This is a genomic window from Streptomyces sp. NPDC001231, assembly GCF_042896885.1.
GTDB lineage: Bacteria > Actinomycetota > Actinomycetes > Streptomycetales > Streptomycetaceae > Streptomyces.
This window is the reverse complement of the sequence record NZ_JBIAXS010000001.1, coordinates 213696-228132: the sequence shown is the minus strand read 5'-3', so window position 1 is coordinate 228132 and position 14437 is coordinate 213696. Positions and strand designations below refer to the sequence as shown.

14 protein-coding genes are annotated in these 14437 nt (G+C 72.1%); 7 read left to right on the top strand and 7 right to left on the bottom strand.

Features of this window, described 5'->3' with window-relative positions; all coding sequences use genetic code 11:
• Positions 1–2: 2 nt before the first annotated feature.
• The 6 genes from ACFY3J_RS01075 to ACFY3J_RS01050 all read left to right on the top strand — a co-directional run bounded on the left by ACFY3J_RS01075 (position 3) and on the right by ACFY3J_RS01050 (position 7985).
• Positions 3–908, top strand: a complete 906-nt coding sequence (locus ACFY3J_RS01075) for a ribonuclease Z (protein ID WP_384173312.1) — start codon at positions 3–5, stop codon at positions 906–908.
• Between the two features lie 20 nt (positions 909–928).
• Complete coding sequence (locus ACFY3J_RS01070) at positions 929–1921, top strand: adenosine deaminase (RefSeq protein ID WP_384173315.1); 993 nt, start codon at positions 929–931, stop codon at positions 1919–1921.
• A gap of 179 nt (positions 1922–2100) precedes the next feature.
• Entirely contained in the window at positions 2101–3066 is a 966-nt protein-coding gene (locus ACFY3J_RS01065) for a 5-dehydro-4-deoxyglucarate dehydratase (RefSeq protein WP_384173318.1), read from the top strand.
• The gene (locus tag ACFY3J_RS01060) at positions 3063–4352 is read left to right on the top strand and encodes a glucarate dehydratase family protein (RefSeq protein ID WP_390839724.1); all 1290 of its coding nucleotides are present in this window, start codon (positions 3063–3065) and stop codon (positions 4350–4352) included. Before ACFY3J_RS01065 ends, ACFY3J_RS01060 begins: the two co-directional genes overlap by 4 nt.
• 196 nt (positions 4353–4548) lie before the next feature.
• On the top strand, positions 4549–5670 hold the full coding sequence (locus tag ACFY3J_RS01055; RefSeq protein WP_390839987.1) for a carbohydrate kinase family protein: 1122 nt from the start codon (positions 4549–4551) through the stop codon (positions 5668–5670).
• A gap of 209 nt (positions 5671–5879) precedes the next feature.
• A complete protein-coding gene (locus tag ACFY3J_RS01050) occupies positions 5880–7985 on the top strand; it encodes a glycoside hydrolase family 31 protein (RefSeq protein ID WP_390839722.1) in 2106 nt (701 codons plus the stop codon).
• Positions 7986–8016: 31 nt separating this feature from the next.
• Here ACFY3J_RS01050 and era read toward each other — a convergent pair whose 3' ends face one another.
• Positions 8017–8970 carry a GTPase Era gene (era, locus tag ACFY3J_RS01045; protein ID WP_384173327.1) on the bottom strand — a complete coding sequence of 318 codons (954 nt, stop codon included), beginning with the start codon at positions 8968–8970 and terminating at the stop codon, positions 8017–8019.
• 46 nt (positions 8971–9016) lie between these two features.
• Positions 9017–9193 (bottom strand): hypothetical protein, encoded by a 177-nt coding sequence (locus ACFY3J_RS01040; RefSeq protein WP_390839720.1) that lies wholly within the window; start codon positions 9191–9193, stop codon positions 9017–9019.
• A gap of 173 nt (positions 9194–9366) precedes the next feature.
• Here ACFY3J_RS01040 and ACFY3J_RS01035 point away from each other — a divergent pair, with 173 nt between their 5' ends.
• A complete protein-coding gene (locus ACFY3J_RS01035) occupies positions 9367–10035 on the top strand; it encodes an SDR family oxidoreductase (protein WP_390839718.1) in 669 nt (222 codons plus the stop codon).
• Positions 10036–10677: 642 nt separating this feature from the next.
• Here the strand turns inward: ACFY3J_RS01035 and ACFY3J_RS01030 are convergent.
• From ACFY3J_RS01030 to ACFY3J_RS01010, 5 genes are all read right to left on the bottom strand, one after another.
• The gene (locus ACFY3J_RS01030) at positions 10678–11040 is read right to left on the bottom strand and encodes a cytidine deaminase (RefSeq protein ID WP_384173336.1); all 363 of its coding nucleotides are present in this window, start codon (positions 11038–11040) and stop codon (positions 10678–10680) included.
• Between the two features lie 66 nt (positions 11041–11106).
• Positions 11107–11466 (bottom strand): MmcQ/YjbR family DNA-binding protein, encoded by a 360-nt coding sequence (locus ACFY3J_RS01025; RefSeq protein WP_390839716.1) that lies wholly within the window; start codon positions 11464–11466, stop codon positions 11107–11109.
• On the bottom strand, positions 11463–12773 hold the full coding sequence (locus tag ACFY3J_RS01020; protein ID WP_384173340.1) for a hemolysin family protein: 1311 nt from the start codon (positions 12771–12773) through the stop codon (positions 11463–11465). Before ACFY3J_RS01020 ends, ACFY3J_RS01025 begins: the two co-directional genes overlap by 4 nt.
• Positions 12774–12781: 8 nt before the next feature.
• Positions 12782–13279, bottom strand: a complete 498-nt coding sequence (gene ybeY, locus ACFY3J_RS01015) for an rRNA maturation RNase YbeY (RefSeq protein ID WP_141361081.1) — start codon at positions 13277–13279, stop codon at positions 12782–12784.
• Between the two features lie 12 nt (positions 13280–13291).
• Complete coding sequence (locus tag ACFY3J_RS01010; RefSeq protein WP_141361084.1) at positions 13292–14383, bottom strand: PhoH family protein; 1092 nt, start codon at positions 14381–14383, stop codon at positions 13292–13294.
• Between the last annotated feature and the right edge of the window lie 54 nt (positions 14384–14437).

The window sequence follows — 14437 nt, the reverse complement described above, 5'->3', positions numbered from 1 at the left end:
TCGTGTCCGTACGTGAACTGGTCGTCCTCGGCACCGCCAGCCAGGTGCCCACCCGGCACCGCAACCACAACGGCTATCTGCTGCGCTGGGACGGCGAGGGCATCCTGTTCGACCCCGGCGAGGGCACCCAGCGCCAGATGCTGCGCGCCGGGGTCGCGGCGCACGACCTGAACCGGATCTGCGTCACCCACTTCCACGGCGACCACAGCCTCGGCCTGGCCGGGGTGATCCAGCGGATCAACCTCGACCAGGTGCCGCACGAGATCACCGCCCACTACCCGCGTTCGGGCCGGCGCTTCTTCGACCGCCTGCGCTACGCCACCGCCTACCGGGAGACGGTCGAGCTCACCGAGGCCCCGGTCGACGCCGACGGCGTCCTCGCGACGACCCCGGCGTACACCCTCGAAGCCCGCCGGCTCTCCCACCCGGTGGAGTCCTTCGGCTACCGGCTCGTCGAGCCGGACGGGCGCCGCATGCTGCCCGAGCGGCTCGCCGCGCACGGGATCAAGGGCCCGGACGTGGGCCGCGTCCAACGCGAGGGCTCCCTGGACGGGGTGCCGCTGGAGGCCGTCAGCGAGGTGCGGCGCGGACAGCGGTTCGCGTTCGTCATGGACACCCGGCTGTGCGAGGGCGTGCACGCGCTCGCCGAGGGCTGCGACATGCTGGTCATCGAGTCGACCTTCCTCGACGAGGACGAGCAACTGGCCGTCGAGCACGGTCACCTGACGGCCGGTCAGGCAGCGCGGGTGGCGCGGGACGCCGGCGTGCGGCATCTGGTCCTCACCCACTTCAGCCAGCGATACACCGACCCCGACGAATGTGAGCGGCAGGCGCGGGCGGCCGGGTTCGACGGCGAGCTGACCGTGGCGCACGACCTGCTCAGGGTGCCGGTTCCGAAACGCCGCTGACCAGGTCGTACGATGTTCCGATGCCGCTGCCGAAAGCCGAACTGCACCTGCACATCGAAGGCACCCTGGAGCCCGAGCTGGCTTTCGAGCTGGCCGCGCGCAACGGCGTCGAGCTGCCGTACGCGGACACCGACGCGCTCCGCGAGGCCTACCGGTTCGAGGACCTCCAGTCCTTCCTGAACCTGTACTACGGGCTCATGGCCGTCCTGCGCACCGAGCGGGACTTCGAGGACCTGGCCGACGCCTATCTCGCGCGGGCCGCCGCGCAGGGTGTGCGGCACGCGGAGATCTTCTTCGACCCGCAGGCCCACCTCTCCCGGGGCGTCGGCATGAGCACGGTCGTCGACGGGCTGTGGAGGGCGCTGGGCCGCAGCCAGGAGAAGCACGGCGTCTCGACCCGGCTGATCATGTGCTTCCTGCGCGACGAGTCCGCCGAGTCGGCCATGGAGACGCTGGAGGCCGCCAAGCCGTACCTCGACCGGATCGCGGGCATCGGGCTGGACTCGGCCGAGGCGGGCCACCCGCCGGCGAAGTTCCGCGAGGTGTACGAGGCCGCCGCCGCCCTCGGGCTGCGGCGCGTGGCGCACGCCGGCGAGGAGGGCCCGCCGGAGTACATCGCGCAAGCCCTCGACGTGCTCGGCGTCGAGCGCGTCGACCACGGGCTGCGCTGCATGGAGGACCCGGAGCTGGTCGCCCGCCTGGTGCGCGACCGGATCCCGCTGACCCTGTGCCCCCTGTCGAACGTGCGCCTCCGCGCGGTCGGCGCGCTGGCCGACCACCCGCTGCCCGCCATGCTGGACGCCGGCCTGCTGTGCACGGTCAACTCCGACGACCCGGCCTACTTCGGCGGCTACGTCGGCGACAACTTCGACGCCGTCCGCGACACCCTGGGCCTGGGCGAGGACCGGCTGCGCGAACTGGCCCGCAACTCCTTCCTCGCCTCCTTCCTGGAGCACGACGAGGAGCTGCGCCGTCGGTACCTCGCCGAGGTCGAGGCGTATGAGTTCCCGTAGGCCCCCGCCGAACCCGTCTCCCGCATGCGCCGGGCGCCCTGTGCGCCCGGCGCATGCGGGTTTTCGGACGTCTGCGGGTTCTCGGGCGGCCGACGACGCGCCCCCCGCGGGCCCGTTGACGGAGCATGTTCGCGTTTCTAAACTCCGTTCTCATACATGGATGGTTTCTATGTGGGGAGATGGCCAGGGTGAGTCCGGAGACGAACACCGCGGGTCCGTCCGATGTGGTGCGCAGACTGCGGGGCGGGATGGCGGGCGGTGTGCTGTCCTTCCCGCTGACGGCCTTCCACGACGACGGGTCGCTCGACCCCGACGGCTGCCGCGCCTACCTGGCCGCTCAGCTCGCCACCGCGCCCGGCGCCGTCTTCCCGGCCTGCGGCACCGGCGAGTTCTTCTCTCTGGACGAGGACGAGTACCGCCAGGTCGTCTCGATCGCCGTCGAGGAGGCGGCGGGCCGGGTGCCCGTGGTGGCGGGCGCCGGGTACGGCTGGGCGCAGGCCGCACGGTTCGCGCGCATCGCCGAGGAGGCCGGCGCAGACGCGCTCCTCGTCCTGCCGCACTACCTCGTCGCCGCCCCGCAGGGCGGACTGGCCGCCCAGCTCGAACAGCTCGCGGCCCGCACCCGGCTGCCGCTCATCGCCTACCAGCGCGGTCAGGTGGCGTACGGCCTGGAGGCGTTCCGGCGCATCGCGCGGATCCCCTCGGTGATCGGCCTCAAGGACGGCCGCAGCGACCTCGACGGCCTCCAGCGGCTCACCCTCGCAGCCCCCGAGGGGTTCCTGTTCTTCAACGGCGCCCCCACCGCCGAGATGCAGGCCCGCGCCTACGCGGCCGTCGGCGTCCCCGCCTACTCCTCCGCCGTGCACGCCTTCGCCCCGGAGATCGCGAACGCCTTCTTCGCCGCCCTGCGGTCCGGCGACGGCGGCTCCGCCGACAAGCTGCTGCGCGACTTCTACGTCCCCTTCGTCGAACTGCGCGACCGGGTGCCCGGATACTCCGTGTCCCTGGTGAAGGCGGCCGCCCGGCTGCGCGGGCGCCCCGTCGGACCCGTACGGGCCCCGCTCACCGACCCCTCGCCCGCCGACCTGGCCGACCTGAGGGAACTGCTGGTGGCGGGACTCGACATGGTGGGGGCCGCACTGTGACCCGCGACCTCACCGTCACCGAGGTACGGCTGACCCCGATCCTGATCGCCGACCCGCCGCTGCTGAACACCCAGGGCGTCCACCAGCCGTACACCCCCCGCCTGATCGTGGAGGTGGTGACGGCCGACGGGATCACCGGATACGGCGAGACCTACGGCGACACCAAGTACCTGGAGCTGGCCCGACCGCTCGCCGACCGGCTGGCGGGACGTCGGATCACCGACCTGAACGGCCTGTTCGGCCTCGATCTCGACGTGGACGCCTCCCGGGTGGAGAACGCCGTCGACGTCGGCGGGCTGCGCGGCGTCCAGACCGCCGACAAACTGCGCCTGTCCGTCCTGTCCGGCTTCGAGGTCGCCTGCCTGGACGCCCTCGGCAAGGCGCTCGGCCTGCCCGTGCACGCGCTGCTCGGCGGCAAGGTGCGCGACTTTGTCGAGTACAGCGCCTACCTCTTCTACAAGTGGGCCGGGCATCCGGAGGGCGTCGACTGCGAGAAGGAGGACTGGGGCGCCGCCCTCGACCCGGCGGGGGTGGTGGAGCAGGCGCGCGCGTTCACCGAGCGCCACGGCTTCACCTCCTTCAAGCTCAAGGGCGGCGTCTTCCCGCCCCGGGAGGAGATCGCCGCGGTACGGGCCCTGGCGGAGGCCTTTCCCGGACACCCGCTGCGGCTGGACCCCAACGGGGCCTGGTCGGTGGAGACCTCCGTGGAGGTGGCCCGGCAGCTCGGGGACGTCCTGGAGTACCTGGAGGACCCCGCCCTCGGCACGCGCGCCATGGCGGAGGTGGCCGCCCGGACCGGCGTGCCGCTGGCCACCAACATGTGCGTGACGACCTTCGCCGAGATCAAGGAGGCGTTCACCTCGAACGCGGTCCAGGTGCTGCTCTCCGACCACCACTACTGGGGCGGCCTGCGCAACACCCAGCACCTGGCGGCCCTGTGCGCCGCCTTCGGCGTCGGCGTGTCGATGCACTCCAACACCCATCTGGGGATCAGCCTGGCGGCGATGACCCACGTGGCGTCCACCGTGCCCGGCCTCCACCACGCCTGCGACACCCACTACCCCTGGCAGTCGGAGGACGTCCTGACCGAGCGGTTCACCTTCGACGGCGGCCGGATCGCCGTACCCGACGGACCCGGTCTCGGCGTCGAACTCGACCGGGACAGGCTGGCCTTCCTGCACCGCCGCTGGGCCGAGGACGACGGCCGCCTGCGGGACCGCGACGACGCGGCGGCGATGCGCGTCGCCGAACCGGGCTGGACCACCCCGCCGACCCCCCGCTGGTAGACGCGGCCCGCGCTCCCCGGCGTGAGCGCCGACGCGTCGTCGGCGCTCTGGTGCACACTGGCCGGACCAGTACCACGTCAGGGAGCGCACCGTGACCGCGTCCAACACGTCCGCCGGAGCGGGACCGGATCACCGGGAGGACCGGGAGGACCGGGGAAACCTCGCGGACCGGGAGGACCGGGAGGACCGGGAGTACATCGTCGGGGCACCGCACGCCCACGTCGATGCCCAGGTCGACCCGCTGGCCGGGCTGCGCTCCGCGGACGATCCGCCCTGGGACGTGTACCTCACGGGCACCGTCTTCCTCGACATCATCTTCACCGGACTCGACTCCGCCCCGGTGCGCGGGACCGAGTCCTGGGCGCGCGGGATGGGGTCGAGCCCCGGCGGGGTGGCCAACATGGCGACCGCGCTGGCCCGGCTGGGACTGCGGACGTCCCTGGCGGCTGCCTTCGGCGACGACCACTACGGCGACTACTGCTGGGACGCGCTGGAACAGGGCGAGGGCATCGACCTGTCCCCGTCCGGCACCGTACCCGGCTGGCACTCGCCGGTCACCGTCTCCATGGCGTACGAGGGCGAGCGCACCATGGTCTCGCACGGCCACGAACCGCCCCCGGAGGCCGTGTTCCTCCAGGAGGGCGTCCCGGAGTGCCGGCCCCGCGCGCGTGCCGCCGTGGCCTCCCTGACACCGGGCCGGCGCTCCCCGTGGATCGCCCAGGCCGCGGGCGAGGGCACGCGCATCTTCGGGGACGTCGGCTGGGACGACACCGGCGCCTGGGACCTGGCGGGCCTGTCCGACCTGGAGCACTGCGAGGCGTTCCTGCCCAACGCCCAGGAGGCGATGCGCTACACGGGCACCGACTGCCCGCGCGCCGCCGCCCACGCGCTCACCGCGTTCGTCCCGCTCGCGGTGGTCACCCTCGGCTCCGAGGGCGCCTACGCGGTCGACCGGCGCACGGGGGAGAGCGCCGAGGTGCCCGCCATCGCGGTGGAGGCACTGGACCCGACCGGCGCGGGCGACGTCTTCGTGGCCGGCTTCGTCACCGGCACCCTGGCCGGCTGGCCGCTGGCCGACCGCCTGGCCTTCGCCGGCCTCACCGCCGCCCTGTCCGTGCAGGAGTTCGGCGGCTCCCTGTCGGCCCCCGGCTGGTCCGAGATCGCCGCCTGGTGGCGCCGGGTCCAGTCGGTCGAGGGCCAGGACCCGGCGGCCCTGCGGCGGTACGCGTTCCTGGAGGACCTGGTTCCGGAGGCGAGCGTCGAGCCGTGGCCGCGGCGCCGGGCCGTGCCGACCATCGGGTTCCGCAGGCCGGCCTGACCGGTGCCGCGCGGTGCCGGGACCGCGCGCCGGGCCGCCCGCTGCGGCGGATTCCACGTCCTCGGCGAATTCGGTGGATTCCGCCACGACTCCAAGACCGGGAACGTCGTTGACAGGTGACGTCCGCCGCCCGATCATCGGCGGCGACCGAGCACGATGAGGCAAGCAGCCTCCGGCCTCCTGGCTCCCTCCGTCGAAGGACACGCTTCGTGCGCAGACCAACAAGCAGACTCGGAGTGCTCCTCGCCGTCTCCGGCCTCGTCCTCGCGGTGCCCGTCGCGTTGACCACGCCGGAACCGGCCGAGGCGCGGCCGCGGAACGGGGCCGCCCCCGACCGCCGAGCGCCCCGGTTCACCCACTCCGCGCGTCAACTCACCCTGACCGTACCGGCGGGCCGCAACACCCCCGGTTACGCATTACGGGTGACGGGAAGTCAACTCTCCTTGACGACGAGCCGTTCGGGCGGCACGGTTCTGGCCACCGCGGGCGGCGACACCGGCGCACTGCGCTTCCAGAGCGCCGGCAGATGGCAGCACGCCACCCGTGTCACCGACTGGACCTGGCGGAACGGCACGCTCGCCCTCACCGCCGCCACGACGACGCCCGGTGCCACCGTGCGGGCCCGGGTCACCCCGTCCGCCGACCGCTACCGGCTCGACTGGCAGGTCGTGGGAACCGCCCCCGAACGCCTCGGCGTCGCCTACGACTTGCCGTCCGCCGGTCACTGGTACGGCCACGGCGAGACCCGGACCCCGCACGGCGGCCCCGCCACCGACCAGCCCTGGCCGCTCGACAGCGGGCAGGTCGCCGACCCGGCCTTCGGGCCCGCCTCCTACTACATGGTCGACCCGTTCTGGTACACGTCCTCGGCGGCCGGACTGCACGTGGACACCGGACACGTCATGAACGTGGCGATCAACCAGGACAAGGACGGTCTCGGCCGCTTCGACATCGAGTCCGCGGACCCCTACCGGGCCACGGTCTTCGTCGAGTCCACGCCGCTGGAGGTCTACCGCGACTACGTCGGCGTCGTGGGCAGACCGGCCAAGAGCGACGCCACCCAGCGGCAGTACGCCGAGCCGGTCTGGAACTCCTGGGCGCAGTTCTACACCCACGTCGACCAGGCGCGGCTCCTCCGCTACGCCCAGGACCTGCACGACCACGGGATCACCGGGCACACGCTCCAGCTCGACGACAAGTGGGAGTCCGACTACGGGAACATGACCTTCGACGCGAAGGCCTACCCGGACCCCGGGGCGATGTCCCGCCGGATCCACGCCCTCGGCTTCGACTTCGGCCTCTGGGTGACGCTGTGGATCAACCTGGACTCCGACCAGTACCAGTACGCCGCCGACCACGGCTATCTGCTCGGCGCCGCCACCGATCCCCACGAGCCGTGCCGCGTCACCTGGTGGAACGGCACCGCCGGCATCGTCGACCTCGCCAACCCGGAGGCCAGGGCCTGGTACGAGGAGCGGCTGCGCGGCCTGATGAGCACCTACGGCGTCGACGGGCTGAAGTTCGACACCCGCTTCTTCGACGAGCGGTGCGTTCCCCGCGCGGGCGCCGAACCCACCGACTACCAGCGCCTGGGCGCTCAACTCGCCGACAAGTTCGACCTCCAGGGCGTCGGCATCCGCGTCCACTGGGACACCACCGCCCACCGGGCCGGGTTCGTCACCCGTCAGCTGGACAAGGGCACGGGCTGGAACTCCCTGCGGGCCGCCGTCACGCAGAACCTCGCCATCTCCACCATCGGCTACCCCTTCGTCACCACCGACATGATCGGCGGCTCCAGCGGTCAGCCCGCCCCCACCCGGCAGGTCCTGGTCCGCTGGGCCCAGGCCGCGTCGCTGATGCCGCTCATGTACTCCTCCACGTCCCCCGTCGACACCGTCGACGTGACGACCGGCAGGAAGGTGGTGTACGACGCGCAGACCGCCGCCCTCTACCGCGAGGCCATCGCCCGTCACGGCCGCCTCGCCCCCTACATCCGTGATCAGGTCCGGCACACGCTGCGCACCGGCGACCCGATCATGCGCCCGCTCTTCTTCGACTTCCCGCACGACGAGCGGGCGTACACGATCACCGACGAGTGGATGCTGGGCCCCGCGATCCTGGCGGCCCCCCAACTGACCGACGCCCCCGCCCGCCCCGTCCACCTCCCCCCGGGCACCTGGTACGACGTCACCCACGCCCGCACTCTGCGCGGCCCCCGAACCATCCCGGCCTACACCACCCCCCTGAACGCCACCCCGGTCTTCGTCAACCTGAACTCAAAGGAAGCGACGAAGGCCCTACGGGCCCTGCGCTGACACCCACAGGGCCCCTCGGCGAACCGAGCGGTCAGAAGCCGAGGCGGCGGAGCTGCTTGGGGTCGCGCTGCCAGTCCTTGGCGACCTTCACATGAAGGTCGAGAAACACCGGCGTCCCCAGCAGCGCCTCGATGTGCTTGCGGGACTTGATCCCGACCTCCTTGAGCCGCTTCCCCTTGGGACCGATGATGATGCCCTTCTGGCTCGGCCGCTCGATGAACACGTTGGCGTGGATGTCGAGCAGCGGCTTGTCCGCAGGCCGGTCCTCGCGGGGCAGCATCTCCTCCACCACCACCGCGATGGAGTGGGGCAGTTCGTCCCGCACACCCTCCAGCGCCGCCTCCCGGATCAGCTCGGCCACCATGACCTGCTCGGGCTCGTCCGTGAGGTCGCCCTCGGGGTAGAGCGCGGGCCCCTCGGGCAGCAGCGGGACCAGCAGATCGGCCAGCAGGTCCACCTGCTTGTTCGCCGTCGCCGACACCGGCACGATCTCCGCCCAGGTGATCCCCAGCTCCTCGCCCAGCTGGTCGATCGCGATCAGCTGCTCGGCGAGCGTCTTGGGGTCCACCAGGTCCGTCTTCGTGACGATCGCGACCTTGGGCGTCTTCCTGATCCCGGCCAGTTCCTTCGCGATGAACCGGTCGCCGGGCCCGATCTTCTGGTCGGCCGGCAGGCAGAAGCCGATCACGTCGACCTCGGCCCAGGTGGTCCGCACGACGTCGTTCAGCCGTTCCCCCAGCAGCGTGCGCGGTTTGTGCAGCCCCGGCGTGTCCACCAGGATCAGCTGCGCGTCCGGGCGGTGGACGATGCCCCGCACGGTGTGCCGCGTCGTCTGTGGCCGGTTCGAGGTGATCGCCACCTTCTGCCCGACCAGAGCGTTCGTGAGGGTGGACTTGCCCGCGTTGGGACGGCCCACGAAGCAGGCGAAGCCTGCCCGATGGCCAGCCTCGACGGACTGCTCGGATGACTGGGTGCGAACGCTCATGGCGCCCATTGTCCCTGATCCACGAACCACGGCTGCACACGCGCCCTCAGTCGACGAGGCCCAGCCTGGCGCGGTCCCGCTGCTGGTTGCTGAGGACCGTGGAGAGGGCGCCCACGACCACCAGCAGCAGCGCGGTGAGCACGAAGGCGTGGGTGAAGCCCAGCGTGGTCGTTCGCCGCCGAGCCGACCAGGAATCCGGTGACGGCCGGAGCGAACAGGCCACCGGTGCTGAGCAGGGCGTTGGTCACCTGGAGGACGGCGCCGCGCTGTCCGACCGTGGTCATCTCGGCCGCGACCAGGTAGGTCACCGCGAACAGGGCCGGAGCGGTGCCGAACCCGAAGGTGAAGGCGACGATGCGCACCGTGTCGTCGGAGACGAGGGCACCGAGGAGCAGGGTGAGACCGCTGAAGACGGTGGCGCCCGCCGGCGCGCACGAGGCCGCGCGGAGCGTGCTGGCCGCCGCCCCGGACGGGCTCGCGGGACTCGCCAACATCGCCGGGGTGCCCGGCACGGCGCCCTGGCGGACGGTGCTCGGCGTCAACGTCTTCGGCCTGCGGGAACTGACCGCCGCTCTGGTACCGGCGATCAGGGAGGGAGGCTGCGTCGTCAACCTCTCCTCGGCCGTGGCCACCGCCTGGGAGCGGAACCTGCCCGCCGTACGGGCCTTCGCCCTCGCCCTCGACACCGAGGCGGCGCTCGACGCCGTGGCCCGCGACGAGGGCGTCACCGGCAACTCGTACCGGTTCTCCAAGGAGTGCGTGCGGTACCTCACCGAACACCTCGCGGCCGAGTACCTGCCCCGCAAGGTACGGGTGACCTCCGTCAGCCCGGGGCCCGTGGCCACGCCGATCCTCGACGACTTCAAGCGGGACCACGGCGTCGCCAAGGTCGAGGGAGCCGGCGCCCTGCTCGTTCGGTTCGGGGAGCCGGCGGACATCGCCCGCGTCGTGGCCTTCCTGCTGAGCGACTCCGCGGCCTGGATCAACGGCACCGACATCCGCGTCGACGGCGGCCTGACGGCCTACCGCACCGTTCAGGAGGCCTCCGAGGCCGGCACCGGCTGACCCCCGCCGCACGACCATTCGCGGCGCGGCCGGCCCACCGGCCGGGGAACGGTGACCTGGTGGCCGGGCCCGGCGGCCTCACGCCCGCGGGCCGCGTGTCGCGGCGTCATGCCAGTGCGTCGCACGTCGACTCGCCGCGCGGTGGCCTCGCGGCCGTCGCAGCTACGTCTCGCCCGCCTCGCGCAGCGTGTCGCAGCGGCACGCCTGCGTCCCGCGTCGTAGCGGCATGCGTGCGCCCAGCTCTGCCCCGCGGCGAGCCGGTCGAGAACCGCGCCCGGCGCCAGTCGGGTTGCTGGGGCAGCCGGGGATCGATCGGATCGGTGATTCTTGGCCCCATCGCCGCATGCTGCGCGTCCCACGCCGCACGACACCCGCCGCCGTGGCCCCTCCGCCCCGAACCGTCCCAGGCCGGGGCCGGTTGCGAAAGCCCCGCCTGCCCCGCCTGCTTGCGGTGCCCGGGGCCCGCCCTCCGGGCGGACGACGGGGCTTCGCAGCAGGCGCTCCGGCCGTCAGCACCTTGTCGTCAGACCCCCGCCACGAAGCCCCGGGCGTCAGGCGCCCGTCACCAGGCCCCGGCCGGCCGACCCCCGTCACCGGACACCGGCCGGCAGGCCTCCCTCACCGGGCCCCGCCCGTCAGGCCTCAGCCGTTCTCGCCCGCCGGCAGGGTGAGCCGTACGGTGCCGTCCGGGCCGGCCAGCAGGACCGGTGTGGTGGGGCCGCCCAGGTCCCGTACGGCGGCCCGGTCCTCCGGGGCGATCTCCTCCGCCTCGCTGACCACCGCCGCCGCCTCCAGGGACGTCGCCCCGGACGCGACGGCCATCGCCACCGCCGTCCGGAGGGCGCTCAGCTTCAGGGAGGCGAGGTGCACCGACCCGGCGACATACGTACGCCCCGTCTCGTCCCGTACGGCCGCGCCCTCCGGCACACCGTTGCGGGCCCGGGCCGAACGGGCCAGGGTGACGATCTTGAGGTCCTCGGGATCAAGCGCGTTGGTCTCGGTCATGCCCCGAGCATAAGAGCCGCCCCGGAGGCCGCCGAGATCACCCCGGCGGCCGCGGAGTCCGGGTGCTCAGGCCCGGTCGAGACGGAGCCGGTCCGCGCGCGGCAGCCCCGCCACGACCAGGTCGTAGGAGTCCTCGACGAGCTCGCGGACCAGGCGGTCCGGGAGCCCGGCGTCGACCGTGACCGTGTTCCAGTGGCGCTTGTGCATGTGCCAGCCGGGGACGACCAGGCCCTGGTACTCGGCGCGCAGCCGGATCGCGTCCTCCGGGTCGCACTTGAGGTTGACCTTCAGCGGCCGGGAGTCCAGGGCCGACAGCGCGAACAGCTTGCCCTGGACCTTGAAGACCGAGGTCTCCGGGTTGAAGGGGAAGTCCTCCACCACCGCGTTGAACGACAGGCAGAGGGCGCGCAGCTCCTCCGGGCTCATTCCGGCTTCGCCTCCCCGTCCCCGGTGGGGGCCTCCGGGCCCACCGGCTCCGCGAGCACGGTCACGATCTTGTTCCGGCGGCCGGCCGCGGCCTCCGCGGTCAGCCGCAGCTCCCGGCCGTCGGGCAGTTCCACGACCGACGAGGCGCCCGCGATGGGAACCCGGCCCAGGGCCTTCGCGAGCAGCCCGCCGACCGTCTCCACGTCCTCGTCGTCGTACTCCTCCAGGCCGTACAGCTCGCCCAGGTCCGTGATGTCCAGGCGCGCGGTGACGCGGTAGCGGTCGTCGCCGAGCGGTTCCACCGGCGGCAGCTCGCGGTCGTACTCGTCGGTGATCTCGCCGACGATCTCCTCGAGGATGTCCTCGATGGTGACGATGCCGGCCGTGCCGCCGTACTCGTCGATGACGACGGCGACGTGGTTGCGTTCCTTCTGCATCTCGCGCAGCAGGTCGTCGGCGTTCTTCGTGTCCGGCACGAAGACGGCCGGACGCATCGCCGTCGACACCAGCTCGCTCTCGGCGTCCCGGTTGATGTGCGTCTTGCGGGTCAGGTCCTTCAGATAGACGACCCCGACGATGTCGTCCTCGCTCTCGCCGGTGACCGGGATCCGCGAGAAGCCGGAGCGCAGCGCCAGCGTGAGAGCCTGGCGGATGGTCTTGTACCGCTCGATCACCACCAGGTCGGTGCGCGGCACCATGACCTCGCGCACGAGGGTGTCGCCCAGTTCGAAGACCGAGTGCACCATGCGCCGTTCCTCGTCCTCGATGAGCGACTCCTGCTCGGCCAGGTCGACCAGGGCGCGCAGCTCCGCCTCGGAGGCGAACGGGCCGCGCCGGAACCCCTTGCCGGGGGTCAGCGCGTTGCCGATGAGGATCAGCAGCGACGGGATCGGGCCCAGCACCCGCGCGAGCGGCACCAGCACGTACGCCGCGACGGTCGCCGTGTTCATCGGGTGCTGGCGGCCGATGGTGCGCGGGGAGACCCCGACGGCCACGTACGAGACGAGCACCATGACCGCGATGGCGACGACCAGCGCCTGGGCCGTGCCGGAGAACGCCTCCAGACACGCGTAGGTGACCAGGGCGGCCGCCGCCATCTCGCAGGTCACGCGGACCAGCAGCGCCAGGTTGAGGTAGCGGGTCGGGTCGGCGGCGACCTGGGCCAGCTTGGCGCTGCCGCGGCGGCCCGACTTCACGGCCCCCTCGGCACGGAAGCTGGACACCCGTGCGAGGCCCGCCTCCGCGCAGGCGGCGAGCCAGGCGACGACGACGAGCGCGATCGCGCCGACGACGATCTGAGGGCTCATGGGCGGGCTTACGAGACGGTGGGCGCCGGGGAGGGGCCGTGCAGGCCCTGCTCCGCACGCCAGCCGTCCACGATCGCTGCCTGCAGACCGAACATCTCGGCCTTCTCGTCCGGCTCCTCGTGGTCGTAGCCGAGCAGGTGCAGCACGCCGTGGACGGTGAGCAGCTGGAGCTCCTCGTCCATGGAGTGCTGCGTCGGAGCCTCGGCACCCTGCTTCGCGGCGACCTCGGGACAGAGCACGATGTCGCCGAGGAGGCCCTGCGGGGGCTCTTCGTCGTCCTTGGAGGGCGGCCGCAGCTCGTCCATCGGGAAGGACATGACGTCCGTGGGCCCCGGCAGGTCCATCCACTGGACGTGCAGCTGCTCCATGGCGTCGGCGTCCACGACGATCACCGAGAGCTCGGAGAGCGGGTGGATGCGCATGCGGGTGAGTGCGTAGCGGGCGATGTCGAGGATCGCCCGCTCGTCGACCTCGGTTCCCGACTCGTTGTTGACGTCGATCGACATGGTCGTGCTGGTCTACTTCCCCTTGTGCCCGTGTCCGTGCGCGTGCCCGGCCCTGCCGTGGCCGCCGGTCCTCGGCGCGCCGTTCTCGGTGCCGTGACTGCTGTCGTACTTCTCGTACGCGTCGACGATACGGCCCACGAGCTTGTGCCGTACGACGTCGTGCGACGACAGCCGGGAGAAGTGGACGTCCTCGACGCCCTCCAGGATCTCCTGCACCTGCCGCAGCCCGGACTTCTGGCCGTTGGGCAGGTCCACCTGGGTGACGTCACCCGTGATGACGATCTTCGAGTCGAAGCCGAGCCGGGTGAGGAACATCTTCATCTGCTCGGGGCTGGTGTTCTGGGCCTCGTCCAGGATGATGAAGGCGTCGTTGAGAGTGCGGCCGCGCATGTAGGCGAGCGGCGCGACCTCGATGGTCCCCGCCGCCATCAGACGCGGGATGGAGTCCGGGTCGAGCATGTCGTGCAGCGCGTCGTACAGCGGGCGCAGGTACGGGTCGATCTTCTCGTAGAGCGTGCCGGGCAGGAAGCCCAGACGCTCGCCGGCCTCGACCGCCGGGCGGGTCAGGATGATGCGGTTGACCTGCTTGGACTGAAGCGCCTGCACCGCCTTGGCCATGGCCAGGTAGGTCTTCCCGGTGCCGGCGGGGCCGATGCCGAAGACGACCGTGTGCTTGTCGATCGCGTCGACGTACCGCTTCTGGTTGAGCGTCTTGGGGCGGATCGTGCGGCCGCGCGAGGACAGGATGTTCTGCGTCAGGACCTCGGCGGGGGTCTCGTGGCCGTCGCTCTCGCCGTTCTCGCTCGCCTTGAGCATGGCGATGGAGCGTTCCACTGCGTCCTCCGTCATCGGCTGCCCGGTGCGGAGCACCAGCATCATCTCGTCGAACACGCGCTGGACCAGGGCGACGTCCGCCGGGTCGCCGACCGCGCTGATCTCGTTGCCCCGGACATGGATGTCGGCCCCCGGGAAGGCCTTCTCGATCACGCGCAGGAGAGAGTCGCCGGACCCCAGCACGGTCACCATGGGGTGCTGGGCGGGGACGGTGAACTGTGCTCTGGCCTGCCCCTGCGCGGGGGTCTTGGCTGCGGGTGTCTGAGTCATGGGCCGGCGCTGAAGGCCTGCGATTCCTCCTCGTCACGGCCGCACAAGTGAGGG

Coding starts and splice junctions, on each gene's coding strand:
- ACFY3J_RS01065 (WP_384173318.1), top strand. CDS start 2,101: ATGGCCAGGGTGAGTCCGGAGACGAACACCGCGGGTCCGTCCGATGTG.
- era (WP_384173327.1), bottom strand. CDS start 8,970: ATGAGCGTTCGCACCCAGTCATCCGAGCAGTCCGTCGAGGCTGGCCAT.
- ACFY3J_RS01020 (WP_384173340.1), bottom strand. CDS start 12,773: ATGAGCCCTCAGATCGTCGTCGGCGCGATCGCGCTCGTCGTCGTCGCC.
- ACFY3J_RS01030 (WP_384173336.1), bottom strand. CDS start 11,040: ATGACCGAGACCAACGCGCTTGATCCCGAGGACCTCAAGATCGTCACC.
- ACFY3J_RS01070 (WP_384173315.1), top strand. CDS start 929: ATGCCGCTGCCGAAAGCCGAACTGCACCTGCACATCGAAGGCACCCTG.
- ACFY3J_RS01010 (WP_141361084.1), bottom strand. CDS start 14,383: ATGACTCAGACACCCGCAGCCAAGACCCCCGCGCAGGGGCAGGCCAGA.
- ybeY (WP_141361081.1), bottom strand. CDS start 13,279: ATGTCGATCGACGTCAACAACGAGTCGGGAACCGAGGTCGACGAGCGG.
- ACFY3J_RS01025 (WP_390839716.1), bottom strand. CDS start 11,466: ATGAGCCCGGAGGAGCTGCGCGCCCTCTGCCTGTCGTTCAACGCGGTG.